The sequence below is a fragment of the Citrobacter sp. TBCS-14 genome, assembly GCF_005280805.1.
Classification (GTDB): Bacteria; Pseudomonadota; Gammaproteobacteria; order Enterobacterales; family Enterobacteriaceae; genus Citrobacter; species Citrobacter gillenii.
Genome location: NZ_SZWM01000294.1, coordinates 158,553 through 175,067 on the forward strand (window position 1 = coordinate 158,553; position 16,515 = coordinate 175,067).

The following is a 16,515-nucleotide window of genomic DNA, read 5'->3' on the forward strand; positions in this document are numbered from 1 at the left end:
CCCTCCAATAATTAAAGGAATAACGATGCGACATACCGTACTTTTTGCCACAGCGTTTGCCACCCTTGTCTCCACCAGCGCTTTCGCTGCCGACCTGCCGGGCAAAGGCATCACCGTGCAACCTATCCAGAGCACGATCTCTGAAGAATCGTTCCAGACACAGCTGGTCGCTCGTGCGCTGGAAAAACTGGGTTATACCGTCAACAAAGCCAGCGAAGTTGATTACAACGTCGGCTACACCTCTATTGCTTCTGGCGATGCCACCTTTACCGCCGTGAACTGGCAGCCACTGCATGACGACATGTACGCCGCCGCGGGCGGAGACAAAAAGTTCTATCGCGAAGGGGTATTCGTGACGGGGGCTGCACAGGGGTATCTGATCGACAAAAAAACCGCTGAGCAGTACAAAATCACCAATATCGCCCAGTTGAAAGATCCAAAGATTGCCAAAATCTTTGATACCAACGGCGACGGTAAAGCTGACATGATGGGCTGTTCGCCAGGCTGGGGCTGCGAAGCGGTCATCAACCACCAGAATAAAGCCTTCGATCTGGAAAAAACGGTCGACGTCAGCCACGGCAACTACGCGGCGATGATGGCTGACACCATCACGCGCTTTAAAGAAGGCAAACCGATTCTCTACTACACCTGGACACCATACTGGGTGAGCGACGTGATGAAGCCGGGCAAAGACGTGGTCTGGCTGCAGGTGCCGTTCTCTTCCCTGCCGGGTGAGCAGAAAGACATTGACACCAAGCTGCCAAACGGCGCGAACTACGGCTTCCCGGTCAACACCATGCATATCGTTGCCAACAAGGCATGGGCAGAGAAAAACCCGGCCGCGGCGAAGCTGTTTGCCATAATCAAGCTGCCACTGGCGGACATCAACGCACAGAACGCGATGATGCATGAGGGCAAAGCTTCCGAAGCCGATGTGCAGGGTCACGTTGACGGTTGGATCAAAGCCCACCAGCAGCAGTTCGACGGCTGGGTAAAAGAGGCATTAGCTGCGCAGAAGTAACCCACTCGTAGGCCTGATAAGCGTAGCGCCATCAGGCACAGTAAGTAACCACACCAATGCCGGATGGTGGCGCAATGCGCCTTATCCGGCACGCATCTCTTCACTCGCCCGAAACCGCACAATCCATCACCTAACAAATCAGCAACATTTATCCACTTCCGTTATGATTGTTTCAGAAATCCATTATTCAGCTGAAAACAATGACAAATTCCTCTCAGGGACTTAGCCGATCGCTGATCCTGCTCATGTCCATCGCCACGGGTCTCGCCGTCGCCAGTAACTATTACGCTCAGCCGCTGCTCGATACCATCGCGCGCAACTTCTCATTATCAGCCAGTACCGCAGGCTTTATCGTCACCGCGGCACAGCTTGGCTACGCCGCGGGCCTACTGTTTCTGGTACCGCTTGGCGATATGTTTGAGCGGCGGGGGCTTATCGTGTCCATGACGTTACTCGCCGCTGGCGGCATGTTGATTACCGCCAGCAGCCAGTCGTTGGGCATGCTGATCCTCGGCACGGCACTGACCGGGTTGTTTTCCGTCGTAGCACAAATATTGGTTCCGCTGGCGGCCACACTCGCCACGCCGGAGACACGCGGCAAAGTTGTCGGCACCATTATGAGCGGTCTGCTGTTGGGGATTTTACTGGCTCGTACGGTGGCCGGGCTGCTGGCGAATCTCGGCGGCTGGCGCACGGTATTTTGGGTCGCCTCGGTGCTGATGGCGCTAATGGCTATCGCGCTATGGCACGGACTGCCGAAGATGAAATCAGAAACCCATCTCAACTATCCACAGTTGTTAGGCTCGGTCTTCAGCCTGTTTATCCACGATAAACTGCTGCGTACCCGAGCGATGCTGGGCTGCCTGACGTTTGCCAACTTTAGTATTCTCTGGACATCAATGGCATTTTTGCTGGCGGCACCGCCGTTTAACTATTCAGAAGGCATGATTGGCCTGTTTGGTCTGGCCGGTGCCGCCGGTGCGCTCGGCGCTCGTCCTGCAGGTGGATTTGCTGATAAGGGCAAATCCCATCTCACCACGACATTAGGTCTGTTGTTACTGCTGCTCTCCTGGCTGGCAATCTGGTTGGGTCATACGTCAGTACCGATGCTGATAATTGGCATTCTGGTACTGGATCTCACCGTTCAGGGCGTGCATATCACCAACCAGACGGTTATTTACCGCATTCACCCGGATGCGCGTAACCGACTGACCGCCGGCTATATGACCAGCTATTTTATTGGCGGGGCGGCAGGTTCACTGATTTCAGCCTCTGCCTGGCAGCATGCCGGCTGGGCTGGCGTTTGTCTGGCAGGATCGACCGTTGCCGTACTCAACCTGCTGGTCTGGTGGCGAGGTTTTCACCGCCAGGAAGCCGTAATTTAAGCGTATCGCGCGTGTTTGCCGCTGATTGAGCTCCTCAGGGTGTTAAGGAGCTCATCAGTCTGCTAAGGTTATAACTCATTGAGCCAGGTTATTTAAATTTCGGTAATGAAGCCTATAATCCTATGGAAAGCCCTGTTCCCCAGTCAGACCCCAGCCCGGCAACCTTAACGGAAGGATTCAAAGACAGTCTGCCGATCGTCATCAGCTATATTCCGGTCGCCTTTGCATTTGGTCTCAATGCCACTCGTCTGGGCTTTACGCCCGTCGAAAGCGTCTTTTTCTCCTGCATTATCTATGCCGGTGCCAGCCAATTCGTCATCACTACCATGCTTGCCGCGGGCAGTTCGCTATGGGTCGCCGCGCTCACCGTGATGGCCATGGACGTACGCCATGTGTTGTATGGCCCTTCCCTGCGCAGCCGCATCGCCCAACGACTCAGTAAACCTAAAAGCGCAGTGTGGGCCTTTGGCCTCACTGATGAAGTGTTTGCCGCCGCAACGGCGAAGCTGGTGCGGGACAATCGCCGCTGGAGTGAAAACTGGATGATGGGGATCGCACTATGTGCCTGGATTTCCTGGGTATTCGGTACGATTATTGGCGCATTCTCCGGCAGTGGCTTACTGAAGGATTTTCCGGCGGTCGAAGCGGCGCTAGGTTTTATGCTCCCGGCGCTGTTTATGAGTTTTCTGCTCGCGTCATTTCAGCGTAAACAGTCGCTGTGTGTGACCGCGGCACTCGGCGGAGCACTGGCGGGCGTGACGTTTTTTTCTATTCCTGCCGCCATACTCGCTGGCATTGTTTGCGGATGTCTGACGGCGCTTATCCAGTCATTCTGGCAGGGGGCGCCTGATGAGTTATGAGGTTCTGCTGCTTGGCCTGCTGGTTGGCGGCGTCAACTACTGCTTTCGTTATTTACCGCTGCGTCTGGGGGTGGGAAATGTTCGCCCGACAAAACGCGGCGCAACCGGCATTTTACTCGACACCATTGGCATAGCATCAATTTGCGCCCTACTGGTGGTGTCTACCGCACCTGAAGTTATGCACGACGCTCGTCGGTTTGTGCCAACGTTGGTGGGGTTTGTTGTACTGGGCGCAAGCTATTTTAAGACCCGCAGCATCATCATTCCGACATTGCTGAGTGCTCTGGGCTACGGATTAGCCTGGAAAATGTGGGTTGTTTTATAGGTAAAAATAATCATTTTAAATAAATAATACATTTACTTTATTTGTCACTGTCGTTACTATATCGGCTGAAATTAATGAGGTTATACCCAAATGGATAGTTCGTTTACGCCCATTGAACAAATGCTAAAATTTCGCGCCAGCCGCTACGAAGAATTCCCTTACCAGGAAGTTCTTCTGACTCGTCTTTGCATGCACATGCAGGGCAAGCTGCTGGAAAACCGCAATAAAATGCTGAAAGCTCAAGGGATTAACGAGACGTTGTTTATGGCGTTGATTACGCTGGAGTCTCAGGAAAACCACAGTATTCAGCCTTCTGAACTGAGTTGCGCACTGGGTTCGTCGCGGACTAACGCCACGCGTATCGCGGATGAGTTAGAAAAACGTGGCTGGATCGAGCGTCGCGAAAGCGATAACGATCGCCGCTGCCTGCATCTACAGTTGACCGAGAAAGGCCATGCATTCTTGCAAGAGGTGTTACCGCCTCAGCATAACTGTCTGCATCAGCTCTGGTCATCTCTTAGCACCACAGAAAAAGATCAGCTTGAGCACATCACCCGCAAGCTTCTGACCCGTCTTGATCAGATGGAACAGGATGGCACGGTACTCGACGCGCTGCGTTAACGCGCCGACACGCTCAAAAATCCAGATTGATAAATGAAAAACCGACAGGCCAGCAGGTCACCCTGCTGGCCTTTCTGATAAACAGGTCGGCTCAGCCGATGTGAAAAAAAATAAGATCGTGGAGAACAACATGAGCGCAAATGCGGAGACTCAAACCCCGCAGCAACCGGTCAAGAAGAATGGCAAACGTAAAAGTATGCTGCTGCTTCTGACCTTGCTCTTTATTATCATTGCCGTGGCATATGGGATTTATTGGTTTTTAGTACTGCGTCATGTAGAAGAGACAGACGATGCGTACGTGGCAGGGAACCAGGTTCAAATCATGGCGCAGGTATCAGGCAGCGTGACGAAAGTCTGGGCTGATAACACTGACTATGTCAAACAAGGCGACGTGCTGGTGACCCTCGACCAGACGGACGCTAAGCAGGCGCTTGAAAAAGCCAAGACCGCGCTGGCCTCCAGCGTGCGCCAGACGCACCAGTTGATGATCAACAGCAAGCAGCTTCAGGCCAGCATTGAGGTGCAGAAAACCGCCCTGGCGCAGGCACAAAGCGACTTTAATCGCCGCGTCCCATTGGGAAATGCTAACCTGATCGGTCGCGAAGAACTGCAACATGCGCGTGATGCCGTTGCCAGCGCGCAGGCTCAGCTTGATGTCGCAATACAGCAATACAATGCCAACCAGGCGATGATCCTCGGCAGTAAGCTTGAAGACCAGCCTGCCGTGCAACAAGCGGCCACCGAAGTGCGTAATGCCTGGCTGGCGCTGGAACGTACCAAAATTGTTAGCCCGATGACCGGCTACGTGTCCCGTCGTGCCGTGCAGCCTGGCGCGCAGATTAGCCCAACCACACCGCTGATGGCCGTTGTCCCTGCCACCAACCTGTGGGTGGACGCCAACTTCAAAGAAACCCAGCTTGCGCATATGCGCATCGGCCAACCAGCAACGGTGATCAGTGATATTTACGGCGATGACGTGAAATACACCGGTAAGGTTGTCGGTCTCGATATGGGGACCGGTAGCGCCTTCTCGCTGCTGCCAGCACAGAACGCAACCGGTAACTGGATCAAAGTCGTCCAGCGTCTGCCCGTGCGTATTGAACTGGATGCCCAGCAGTTAGCGCAACATCCACTGCGTATTGGCCTGTCTACGCTGGTAACGGTCGATACCCAAAATCGTGACGGACAGATTCTGGCAAGCCAGGTGCGTACGACGCCGGTTGCAGAAAGTAATGCTCGAGAAATCAACCTTGCTCCGGTCAATAAAATGATCGAAGAGATCGTGCGGGCCAACGCGGGCTAATTCAAAGGTGCGTGTGATGCAACAGCAAAAACCGCTGGAAGGCGCGCAGCTCGTCATTATGACGATCGCGTTGTCACTGGCGACATTCATGCAGGTGCTGGACTCCACCATTGCTAACGTGGCGATCCCCACTATTGCTGGGAACCTTGGCTCTTCATTGAGCCAGGGGACCTGGGTGATCACCTCTTTCGGGGTGGCGAATGCTATCTCCATTCCGATCACCGGCTGGCTGGCCAAACGCTTTGGCGAAGTAAAGCTGTTCATGTGGTCCACCATCGGCTTTGTCATTGCGTCCTGGGCGTGTGGGATGTCCAACAGCCTGACCATGCTGATTTTCTTCCGCGTGATTCAGGGGATTGTCGCCGGTCCATTAATTCCGCTTTCACAAAGCCTGTTACTGAATAACTATCCGCCCGCCAAACGGTCTATCGCCCTCGCGCTGTGGTCGATGACGGTGATTGTCGCCCCTATTTGTGGCCCGATTCTCGGGGGCTATATCAGCGACAACTATCACTGGGGCTGGATATTCTTCATTAACGTGCCGATCGGGGCGGTGGTGGTGTTGATGACGCTACAAACCCTGCGCGGCCGGGAAACCCGTACCGAACAGCGACGCATTGACGCTATTGGTCTGGCGCTGCTGGTTGTTGGTATCGGCAGTTTGCAGATTATGCTCGATCGCGGTAAAGAGCTGGACTGGTTCGCCTCGCAGGAGATAATTATCCTGACGGTCGTCGCCGTGGTAGCCATCAGCTTCCTGATTGTCTGGGAGCTTACCGACGATAACCCGATTGTCGATCTCTCGCTGTTTAAGTCGCGAAACTTTACCATCGGCTGCCTGTGTATCAGCCTGGCCTATATGCTCTACTTCGGCGCTATCGTCCTGCTGCCGCAGTTGTTGCAGGAGGTCTACGGATATACAGCGACCTGGGCAGGCCTGGCCTCCGCACCGGTGGGGATAATCCCGGTGATCCTGTCGCCGATTATTGGTCGTTTCGCCCACAAGCTGGATATGCGTCGGCTGGTCACGTTTAGTTTTATTATGTATGCCGTCTGTTTCTACTGGCGCGCGTGGACGTTCGAACCCGGTATGGATTTTGGCGCATCGGCCTGGCCGCAATTTATTCAGGGGTTCGCCGTAGCCTGCTTCTTTATGCCACTGACCACCATCACGCTGTCTGGCTTACCGCCTGAGCGTCTGGCAGCGGCGTCAAGCTTGTCTAACTTTACGCGAACGCTGGCAGGCTCAATCGGCACATCGATTACCACAACGATGTGGACTAGCCGTGAGTCGCTACATCACGCGCAGTTGACGGAGTCAGTAAACCCCTACAACCCTAATGCGCAGGCGATGTATAGCCAGTTGCAGGATCTTGGGATGACCCAGCAGCAGGCCTCCGGCTGGCTAGCGCAGCAAATTACCAATCAGGGGCTGATAATTTCCGCCAACGAAATCTTCTGGATGTCGGCGGGGATATTCATCCTACTGCTCAGCCTGGTGTGGTTCGCCAAACCGCCATTCGGCGCGGGCGGCGGCGGCGGTGGAGCGCACTAACTCGATGTTTAAAGGGATCTGCGGATCCCTTTTTATTACATACCAGATTGCTAATCCGTTACCTGTCTGAACTCAAGCCAGTCGATCACCATGCCCGGTTTGGTCGCCTCAAACTGCAACAGATAGTTACCCGCTGTCATATCGATGCGGCATAGCTTCTGCGTAATCTGCTTCCCCAGCGCCCCGTGGGTCTGGATCGTGGCGACCACGCAGCCATTGAGCAGTAAGTTGCATCCAGTCTGGGCTAACGCCAGCCCCGCCGATGACGCGCTGAGCAGCAGATCGTAGGTCGCATCCTTCTCAAGGCTAATCACCCTCTCTCCGCTGTAGCGCAGCCGTGATACCGACGCTACCTTGATAGCTCCCCTATCCGCCAGCATAGCATCCGCATGGAATTTAGCCCTGGTTACCCGCGGCACGTCTCCCCGTTTAGCTACCTGCGTAGACAGGAGAAAACTCAGAATATTGCGGGCACAACGTTGCAGTTCCCCCAGCGTCAGCGTTCCGTCCTCCAGCGCTGAGAGCGTATTGTCATCACCGGCATTAATCTCCGCACCGTTGTTATTGACCACCATATAGAGGTCATTTTGCGCGCGGATCATCGCCGCCGTGTTGTTAACACTCGCCTCCCCCGCAGTGACAGGATCGTTCATTTTTGCCCACCAGTCCGTCATCACAATGCCCTGAAATCCCCAATCGTCGCGTAATATTGTCGTGTTCAGGCAATAATTCGCAGCAGACCAGTGCGCATTGACGGGGTTATAGGCGGTCATCACCGCACTCGCGCCACCGTGTTTGACGGCATATTCAAATCCCTTCAGATAGATTTCACGTAACGCCCTGGCCGAGACCACCGCATCAACCTGGGCGCGGGAAAACTCCTGACTGTTACAGGCAAAATGTTTCAGCGTCGCAATGCCCCCGCCAGCGCGAATACCTCGCGTCATCGCAGCAGCCATCATGCCTGTCACTAAAGGGTCCTCCGAATAATATTCAAAGTTGCGCCCGTTCAGTGGATGACGGTGAATATTCAGACCCGGCCCCAGCAGAACATCAATGTGATTTTGCTGTAGCTCCTTTCCTTCCATCATATACAGGCGCTCAACCAGCACCGGATCCCATGTGCAGGCCAGCAACGTCCCACTGGGAAGCAACGTGGCTTTTGCGCCATTATCCATGCGGATACCCGATGGACCATCCGCCGTAGACGCCACGGGTATCCCTTTTTCTCGCAGACTGTCGGTCACTCCGCCAAATGCAGATGCCACGCCGGGCGTCACTTTGAGACTACACATCCCCTCTCCGCGCACCAGACAGGCCAATTCCTCCACGGAAAGCTGGGCCAGAAATGTCTCCAGACAACGATGGCCTTGCACAACATCGCTGAAATGGATGCCTTTGTTGCCGGTCAACGGCTGCGCGGGAGGTAAACGCGATAAGATACGATCGCGTAAGGAGAAAGAGCGGCGCGGCGTGTCCTCCCATGCCTCTAACCAGCTCCCCTGTTGATGACGACCAGGCCGTAGGCGGGAGAACGCCACGCTGGGCGCCAGCGCCTGTTCATGGCGGGAGAAAACCTGGACGGATGGCACGATGAGCTCTTCACGCCCCGCGAAGCTAACCGGCTGGAGGTCGCGCACGCTGTTACCGACGAACAAACAATACCCGCCCGCTTCCAGTAACCAACAGTGCGGATGACCGCTATCCCCGCTGTCATCCCACGATGTCAGACGCTCGCCAGGGATCGCCAGATCAATAATTTCACGCTCTCCCGGTTGCAGGAGATGGGTTTTACCAAAGGCAACCAGCACGCGCGAGGGCTTACCCAGCGCGCCTTGCGGTGCTTGCAGATAGACTTGAACAACCTCACTCCCCGCCCAGGTTTCGCCCGTATTCTGCACCGCAACGCTTAATTGAAAGCTGAGGGGATCGGTAATCACCTCCGCAGAGATAACCTCAAGGGTAAATGACGTATAGGAAAGCCCAAAGCCAAAGGGATACTGCACGCGCTGAGGGCAAAACGTTTCGAAATAACGATAACCGACATAAATATCTTCCTGATAAATATTCTGTCTGTCGCTTCCCCAGCAGGAGGCAGAGGGGTAATCCTCCAGTGAGTACGCAATACTGTCGGTCAGTTTTCCGCAGGGCGTGATCTCGCCGCACAATAACGCGGCGACGGCCTGTGCGCCAAACGCACCACCGTGCCAGGCGCATAGTATCGCCCCAATTCGCCCGCGTAATTCCGGGGTCTCAACCCACGACATGTCGATAATAGAAGAAATATTGAGTACGACTATCACATCGTTAAAGTGACGACAGACGCAGGCCAGCAGAGAAAATTCGTCAGGGGTCAGTCGATATCCGCCAGCAACATCGGCATTGTCTTTATCTTCTCCAGCGGTTCGACCAATAACCACAACGGCCTTTTGCGATATCGTCTTCGCCTGCGCCACTTCGCCTTCCTGCAGCGGCATCTCTTGTTGAAACCAGGGTTCCTGTGCCCAACCGCCGCCGCCGTTATCAAACGGATTTTCACCGACCCATTGCTCATACTTCTGCGCCAGCACGGGGTTTAACCGTGCAGAACAGCGTTCGCGCAAAGCCTGTAGTAAGTGACATTGCGCGACAACGTTAACGGCCCCGCCCGACCCTGTCCCACTGCGGTAATAATCAATCTGCGTGCGCCCAAACAGCGCAATAGTATCCTCAGGGCGCAGGGGAAGCACCGCATGATCATTTTTAAGTAGTACCGCCCCTTGTGCCGCAACAATCGTGGCAAACTCGCTAAACCCGTCAAGCGGTTTACCCATAAAATTCAAATGCATAATTGAGAAGCCCTGTGTCAATTGCCTTATTCTGTACTGAAATAAAACAAGGCCCATCGTTGATGGGCCTTGTGATTATCAGAAGTAATATTTGAATCTCAGACGTCCGCCGTAACGCGCATCTTCGCTGCTGTCGCCGTTATGTGGATCGGCCTCGACCCATGAGGCATAGGCACCGAGATAGATATTAAAGTTTTTCATATCCATCACGTTGGGGAATAAATATGAAGCATGGATGGTGTGGATATCATAATTGCCTGGATCGGTGATCCAGCAGTCATCTTCACACACGGCATCAATATTGGTCGCGTTGAACGCTTCAATTTTGTTATGCGCATAGATGTAACCCAGTTCAAAGCGATGCCATAACGCATTCACCCCGGCAGTAAAGTCGGTTTCATCGGTCGCATCCATATACGCCGTGTTGAGGTTAATGACAGCCCCCTCTTCAGGATCGGTTTTTTGTCCGTTCCAGGTCATGGTAAAACCATAGCCCGTACGATCTGACTGATCGATCCACTTGCCGTTATCGTAATAACCATAGGCGTTATTCACGACATTACTTTCCATCGCCAGCGCCGTGGAGAAGCGGCCATTTTGCCAGGCGATAACCGGTCGAACATAGGCCACATTTTTATCGCTGGTTAAATCCATGCCGTGATACTGCTTCTCGGAGAACAACGTACTGCCATTTTCCAGCAGCGTATTCACTTCAAAATACCAGTTATCGATGGTTTTACTCAGCAGGAAGTTACCGCCACTGTCGCTACGTCCACGCCCCTCTTTCATCATATAGATGTAGCCGTAGCCGTCACTGTAGAGGTCATTCGCCGTATTCCCCGAATACTCAACAAAGGTATCCTGATTCAGCGGGAACATATCATAGGCTTCAAAGCGCCCGACCTTAATTTTCCAGTCGTTCTCACGCCCAAAGAAGAAGACCGCATCATCGAGATTCATTTTGCCGGTCAGATCAGCCAGCGGTTGGACCGAGAAACCGGCAAAGTTACCGTTGTTCAGCCGCTGGTAGCCATCAAATCCCAGTAGCAGACGTCCGTTGATATCCCAGCGCTCATTGGTTCCCGGCGCCCAGTCTTTGTTGGCGGAGGTGCGCATTGATGTCAGGCTACCGGAACGACTGGCAGCATCCATATTAAACTCCACATCACCGTAGAATTTAATATCGCTGAATCCGGATAACGTCAGTTTTGGTGGGTTAGCGCCTGCTGCGACGGGTTCGGCTGATTCAACTTTCACCGTAGGTGCTGCCGCTACCTGTTGTTGCTGTAGCGACTGAACCTGCGACTCGGCGTCAGTTGCCCGCTGTTCTGCGCGAATAACACGCTGCTCCAGTTCAGCAAGGCGTTGCTCAATGCTACTATTATTTGCAGCCCACAGGTTTTGAGATAAGCAAGCACCGATCATCAGCGCCAAATATTTCGCTTTCATTATTCATCCCTAAAGTTTGATGTATACCAGATGAGATGTCGTAAACATCTCATCCTCCTGCTATTACAATATTTTGGTTATTATCAGGAATGCGCAAACTTACCGCTTTTAAGGTCGGTGACAATGCCATTCATTCTTGCTTCTGTTAATCCATAGAATTTAATAGAGAATGCCGTCAGAATATAAAATATTGCAGGAATAATGGTGAATAATAACGTAACGCCCTGTACGGCAGACGCGGACTGCACAGCACTACCTGAGGCATAATCAAATGCTGCGAGTACCCAGCCCAAAATAGCACCACCAACGGCAACACCCAATTTGATGACAAAAATATTTGCTGCGACGTTCATTCCGGTAATTCGACGGTGCGTTTTCCATTCACCGTAATTATTCGCATCGGTAATCATCGACCATTGCAGAGCACCATTACCGCCCTGAATAATGGAAATAATAATATGAACCGCAAGCACAACTATCCAATACTGAACCGGCACAAAGAAGCACAGCACACCAAATACGGCTGTGAGTAAGTTAACCCAAAAAGAGAGTTTGATTTTACAGAACCGGGTACCAAAGGGTTTAGCAAGTATCGACCCCAGCATTGAGGCAAACATGCTACCCAGCATAAAGATGGTAATAATATCAGCGCCTTTGTTCAGCACCGTGTTAACGTAGTAAACGACTGCCCCACCGCGCAGCACCACCGCAACCAGCATCATAAAGTTATAAACAGATAAAATTCGCCACTGTTCATTCTTGAATAAAATTTTTACATCACGGGTAATATTGAGGTTTTCCTCTTTGATCGGCTGCACACGTTCTTTGGTGGTTAAAAAGCAGATGATAAACATCAGACAACCAATGACGCCGAAGATAGCCATTGAAACCTGAATCCCCGTCGCTCTATCACCAGGATAGAGATAATCTGCCAGCGGTAAAATTAACGCCGTTCCCAGCGCACCGCCGATTGGCGTAATCGCAAAACGCCATGACTGCAAGGACAGATTTTCACGCGGGTCGGACGTCAGCGCAGCACCCAGTGAGCAGTAAGGAATATTAATGGCTGTATACATCAGCGTCATAAAGATATATGCCGCCACCGCATAGACCACTTTTCCACTGTCGGAAAAATCAGGAATGGAATAAACCAGCACACAGCTGACGGCAAAGGGTACACAAATCGCCAGTAGCCATGGGCGAAAACGTCCCCAGCGCGTGGAGGTTGCATCGGCAATCGCCCCCATAATGGGATCGGTAATCGCATCCAGCAAGCGGACCAATAAAAACATCGTTCCCATTACCGCAGGCGGTAAACCATAAATATCAGTATAAAAATACGCAAGAATTGCCACCGAAGAGTCAAAAACGATGTGGCTGGCCGCGTCACCCAGACTGTACCCCACCTTTTCCCTGATCGATATCTTGTCCCCTGTAGACATACAAACTCCTTTGCCAATACAAAAATGTAACCGGTTTCTGTCGTAGGGTATTTTTAAAACATCTTATCTGGCCTAATCCATTATGTTTTTCTGTTAACTGTTTATGTTTTTTTCTTTATGTGATCGCAGCGAGGTAGGTTTACTTATTGGCCCTTATTTTTGTTTCTTCGCTCACGTTTTATTCGTTGCGAACTTGTTAGTTATTAACACAAAATAATATTCACCAAACAAATGTAATATAAATATTTTATGGCTAAGGGAAAATGATAATAAAAAACCCCGGTTGCAGGCCGGGGTTTTCGAATAACAGGAAAACGTAATAAACCAGACTAAATATGCAGTTCCTGCAATTTTTCTTTCGGCAGCGCCAACTCTTCATTACTGTTAACACGTACGTCATGTTCCAGAATATGACGGGCAATTTCCTGCGCTTCGCTCAGCGAATGCATTTGATACGTACCACACTGGTAGACGTTCAGTTCCGGGATCTGATTTTGATCCTGCACTTTCAGCACGTCAGCCATCGCCGCTTTCCAGGCGTCAGCCACGCGCTGTTCGTCCGGCGTGCCAATCAGGCTCATGTAGAAGCCAGTACGGCAGCCCATTGGAGAGATATCGATAATCTCAACGCCATTACCGTTAAGGTGGTTACGCATAAACCCGGCAAACAGGTGTTCCAACGTGTGGATCCCTTTTTCAGGCATCACTTCTTTGTTCGGAATGCAGAAACGCAGATCAAACACGGTGATGGCGTCGCCATGCGGGGTGTTCATCGTTTTTGCAACCCGGACTGCGGGAGCTTCCATCCGGGTGTGATCGACAGTAAAACTATCTAACAACGGCATTTAGCCACCTCCGATAAAATTTTTAAAAATAATCTGAACTCTTTGTTCCGGGGCGAGTCTGAGTATATGAAAGACGCGCATTTGTTATCATCATCCCTGGTTTCAGAGATGAAATTTTGGCCACTCCCGAGTGGCCTTTTTCTTTTGTATCAAGCGTGCGTTTCCAGCCACGCGGCAAACGGCTCAGTATCCGCCGCTTCAATCTCCTGCTGACGACGCTTTGAAGCCGCTGTTTCAGCAATAAACGCCTCTTCCTGCACGATCTCTAACGGCTCTTCACGCAGCAGATTGCGATAAGCCTCGCCCAACGCTTTGCCCGTGCCGCCAATGCCCGTATCAATCATTGACCGCAGGATCCGCGCGGAGAATGTCAGTTCAGGATTATCAAAGCAGGCAACCAGTTCGTCACAGACTTTTTGATACTCCTCTCCTCCATGGATGCTGTCCAGCGTTTGCGCCACGCGCTTCAGGTCACGGAACAGATCTTTACCCACTTTCGGCAGCGGGAACTGGGCGGTTTCACAGCCAATGCCTAGCGTCAGGCCCGGCTTACGTCCTTCCAGAATCACACGATTCCAGTTGGTACGCGTGCAGAGCAGTTCATCGCTGCTCATTTCCGGAGCGTCCGCCAGGACACACCACACCATAAACAGATCGAGGAAACGTACCTGCTGCTCATCTACGCCGATGGGTGAGAAGGGGTTAATATCCAGCGAACGCACTTCAATGTATTCAATGCCGCCGCGAAGCAGCGCATCTGACGGCGATTCACCGCTACGGGTTACCCGTTTCGGGCGAATAGGCGCATACAGTTCATTTTCAATCTGCAGTACGTTGCTGTTAATTTGCAGACGTTTACCGTCTTTCTCCAGACCGATCGCCGCGTACTCCTCGGAAGGGGTTTTAATCGCGCGTTTTAATCCTGCCACATACTCATGCAAATCGTTAAACGTAATACCGAGATTGCTTTGCGACTTATTGGTATAACCCAAATCGCTCAGGCGCAGCGATGTCGCGTACGGCAGGTAATACATACCACAGTCCGTTTTTTCAAACGGTAGAGTTGTCGGCTTTCCTTGCAGGAAAGAAGAACAAATCGCCGGAGATGCGCCAAACAAGTACGGGATCACCCAACCAAAACGATAATAGTTGCGGATCAGGCGGAAGTAGCCAGCAGACACTTTCTCTTTGGCATCTTCATCGTCCGTTACGCCACATTTCGCCTGCCAGAATGCCATCGGCAGCGAGAAATTATAGTGAACGCCGGAAATCGTTTGCATCAGCGCGCCGTAACGGTTTTTGAGACCTTCACGGTAGAGCGTTTTCAGACGACCAATATTCGAGGTACCGTACTGCGCCAGTTCAATATCCTGACCTTCAGCGATATAGCAAGGCATGCTCAGTGGCCACATACGCTCGTCGCCCAGATTTCTGGCGGTATAGCGATGCAGATCACGCATAAACGTGAGCATTTTCTGGATGTCGTCGCCCGGAGGAGTAATAAACTCCAGCAGCGCTTCGGCAAAATCCGTTGTTATCCATTTATGCGTCAGCGCTGAGCCTAACACATCCGGGTGGCCTGTCGTCGCCAATGAGCCATCAGCATTAACACGCAGCGTTTCGCGCTCCAGACCACGTTGAATCCCCTGTAACGCCTGAGGATTTTTTTCCAGCCAGGCCAGTGCCTGTGATACGTCCGGGATCAAATTGACCTCCCGCCTGTCAAAATCGTTTTAATTAGCATCATAGTATTGGTTACCCTACAGGCATTTCCACAACACAATTAGTGCCACCACATAATGCCCTGCGTCGTAACCGCTGCGACCACAACATAACGCAACGCTTTGCCAAGGCATAAAAAAAAGAGTACTGGCCCCCACGAGATGCGCATCCATCCCGCTAGCAGGCACAGCAAATCCCCCACAACCGGCATCCAGCTTAATAATAGTGTGACAGCGCCATAGCGCTGCAGCCACCCCATCGCTTTCTCTTGCCATCGTGACGTTTTACGTAACGGGAAGAAACGCCCAAGGATAACGTTAGTTAACCCTCCAAGGCTATTACCCATTGTTGCTGTTAAGACTAAGACCCAGGGATGACTCACCCCGGAAACCAGCAGAGCCACTAAAACAACTTCAGAATTTCCAGGTAACAGCGTGGCGCTGAGGAAACTGCTGGCAAACAGTGACAGGAGTGACAGTCCATCACTCACAATAACCGGACATCCACGGCATCCATACCGGCCGCACGTGCAGCCTGCAGGCCGAAGTCAGCGTCTTCAAATACCACGCATTGAGTCGGGACAACGCCCATACGCTCGGCACACAGTAAAAACGTGTCAGGTGCGGGTTTATGGCGTTGTACGTGGTCAGCTGCGACGACGGCATCAAAATAGTGACGTAGCCCTAAATGCGCGAGCAGCGCCTCTGCAATGGCACTTTCGCTCCCGGTTCCGACCGACATAGGCCGACGACCATGCCAGGCTTTAACAACATCAATAAGCGGCAATGGCTGAACGCTATCCAACAGCATGCTTTTAACGCTGTCGGTTTTTTCACGCGCCAGCGCATGGGGATCGAGATCGGCATGATTCAGTTCAATGACTGACTGTGCAATACGCCACGTTGGGGAACCGTTGAGTGCGACCATGGCCTGCTCGTCAAAACGGAGCCCATGACGCCCTAACACCTCATGCCACGCTTTACGGTGCGTTGGCTCGGTATCGAGAATGGTGCCATCCATATCAAAAATCAAACCCGCATAACGTTCGTACATCGTCTTCTCACAAGCCGAATGACCAGACGTTACTTTATCGTAATTGATTGATTTTGTCGCTGACAGCGAATTGAGGATTGTTTTAGAAGTTTGATTCAGAAAAAGA

At 52.2% G+C, this 16,515-nt stretch carries 14 protein-coding genes; 7 read left to right on the top strand and 7 right to left on the bottom strand.

Features of this window, described 5'->3' with window-relative positions; genetic code table 11:
- Window positions 1-25: 25 nt before the first annotated feature.
- The 7 genes from proX (at window position 26) to emrB (ending at window position 7,070) form a co-directional block, all read left to right on the top strand.
- Entirely contained in the window at window positions 26-1,021 is a 996-nt protein-coding gene (proX, locus tag FDX22_RS14200) for a glycine betaine/L-proline ABC transporter substrate-binding protein ProX (RefSeq protein ID WP_115257650.1), read from the top strand.
- Between the two features lie 200 nt (window positions 1,022-1,221).
- Complete coding sequence (locus tag FDX22_RS14205; RefSeq protein WP_146717381.1) at window positions 1,222-2,406, top strand: MFS transporter; 1,185 nt, start codon at window positions 1,222-1,224, stop codon at window positions 2,404-2,406.
- Window positions 2,407-2,528: 122 nt separating this feature from the next.
- Window positions 2,529-3,266 (top strand): AzlC family ABC transporter permease, encoded by a 738-nt coding sequence (locus tag FDX22_RS14210; RefSeq protein WP_115257649.1) that lies wholly within the window; start codon window positions 2,529-2,531, stop codon window positions 3,264-3,266.
- Window positions 3,256-3,591, top strand: a complete 336-nt coding sequence (ygaH, locus tag FDX22_RS14215) for an L-valine transporter subunit YgaH (protein ID WP_096755999.1) — start codon at window positions 3,256-3,258, stop codon at window positions 3,589-3,591. The genes FDX22_RS14210 and ygaH overlap by 11 nt, the downstream gene beginning before the upstream one ends.
- Before the next feature lie 90 nt (window positions 3,592-3,681).
- Entirely contained in the window at window positions 3,682-4,212 is a 531-nt protein-coding gene (gene mprA / locus FDX22_RS14220; RefSeq protein ID WP_096755998.1) for a transcriptional repressor MprA, read from the top strand.
- A 130-nt stretch (window positions 4,213-4,342) separates the two neighbouring features.
- Window positions 4,343-5,515, top strand: coding sequence for a multidrug efflux MFS transporter periplasmic adaptor subunit EmrA (emrA, locus tag FDX22_RS14225; protein WP_096755997.1), 1,173 nt, complete (start codon window positions 4,343-4,345; stop codon window positions 5,513-5,515).
- A gap of 16 nt (window positions 5,516-5,531) precedes the next feature.
- Window positions 5,532-7,070, top strand: a complete 1,539-nt coding sequence (emrB, locus tag FDX22_RS14230; protein ID WP_115257648.1) for a multidrug efflux MFS transporter permease subunit EmrB — start codon at window positions 5,532-5,534, stop codon at window positions 7,068-7,070.
- 50 nt (window positions 7,071-7,120) lie between these two features.
- On the opposite strand, the gene FDX22_RS14235 is transcribed toward emrB, so the two are convergent.
- From FDX22_RS14235 to yqaB, 7 genes are all read right to left on the bottom strand, one after another.
- Window positions 7,121-9,898, bottom strand: a complete 2,778-nt coding sequence (locus FDX22_RS14235) for a glycoside hydrolase family 3 N-terminal domain-containing protein (protein WP_135911532.1) — start codon at window positions 9,896-9,898, stop codon at window positions 7,121-7,123.
- Window positions 9,899-9,976: 78 nt separating this feature from the next.
- A complete protein-coding gene (locus FDX22_RS14240; RefSeq protein ID WP_137399109.1) occupies window positions 9,977-11,347 on the bottom strand; it encodes a carbohydrate porin in 1,371 nt (456 codons plus the stop codon).
- A gap of 83 nt (window positions 11,348-11,430) precedes the next feature.
- Entirely contained in the window at window positions 11,431-12,789 is a 1,359-nt protein-coding gene (locus FDX22_RS14245; RefSeq protein ID WP_115257645.1) for a glycoside-pentoside-hexuronide (GPH):cation symporter, read from the bottom strand.
- A 329-nt stretch (window positions 12,790-13,118) separates the two neighbouring features.
- Window positions 13,119-13,634, bottom strand: a complete 516-nt coding sequence (gene luxS / locus FDX22_RS14250; protein WP_135911530.1) for an S-ribosylhomocysteine lyase — start codon at window positions 13,632-13,634, stop codon at window positions 13,119-13,121.
- 149 nt (window positions 13,635-13,783) lie between these two features.
- On the bottom strand, window positions 13,784-15,340 hold the full coding sequence (gene gshA, locus FDX22_RS14255; protein WP_115257643.1) for a glutamate--cysteine ligase: 1,557 nt from the start codon (window positions 15,338-15,340) through the stop codon (window positions 13,784-13,786).
- Window positions 15,341-15,417: 77 nt separating this feature from the next.
- The gene (locus tag FDX22_RS14260) at window positions 15,418-15,846 is read right to left on the bottom strand and encodes a YqaA family protein (protein ID WP_115257642.1); all 429 of its coding nucleotides are present in this window, start codon (window positions 15,844-15,846) and stop codon (window positions 15,418-15,420) included.
- Window positions 15,843-16,409, bottom strand: a complete 567-nt coding sequence (gene yqaB, locus FDX22_RS14265) for a fructose-1-phosphate/6-phosphogluconate phosphatase (RefSeq protein WP_096755991.1) — start codon at window positions 16,407-16,409, stop codon at window positions 15,843-15,845. Before yqaB ends, FDX22_RS14260 begins: the two co-directional genes overlap by 4 nt.
- Window positions 16,410-16,515 lie beyond the last annotated feature (106 nt).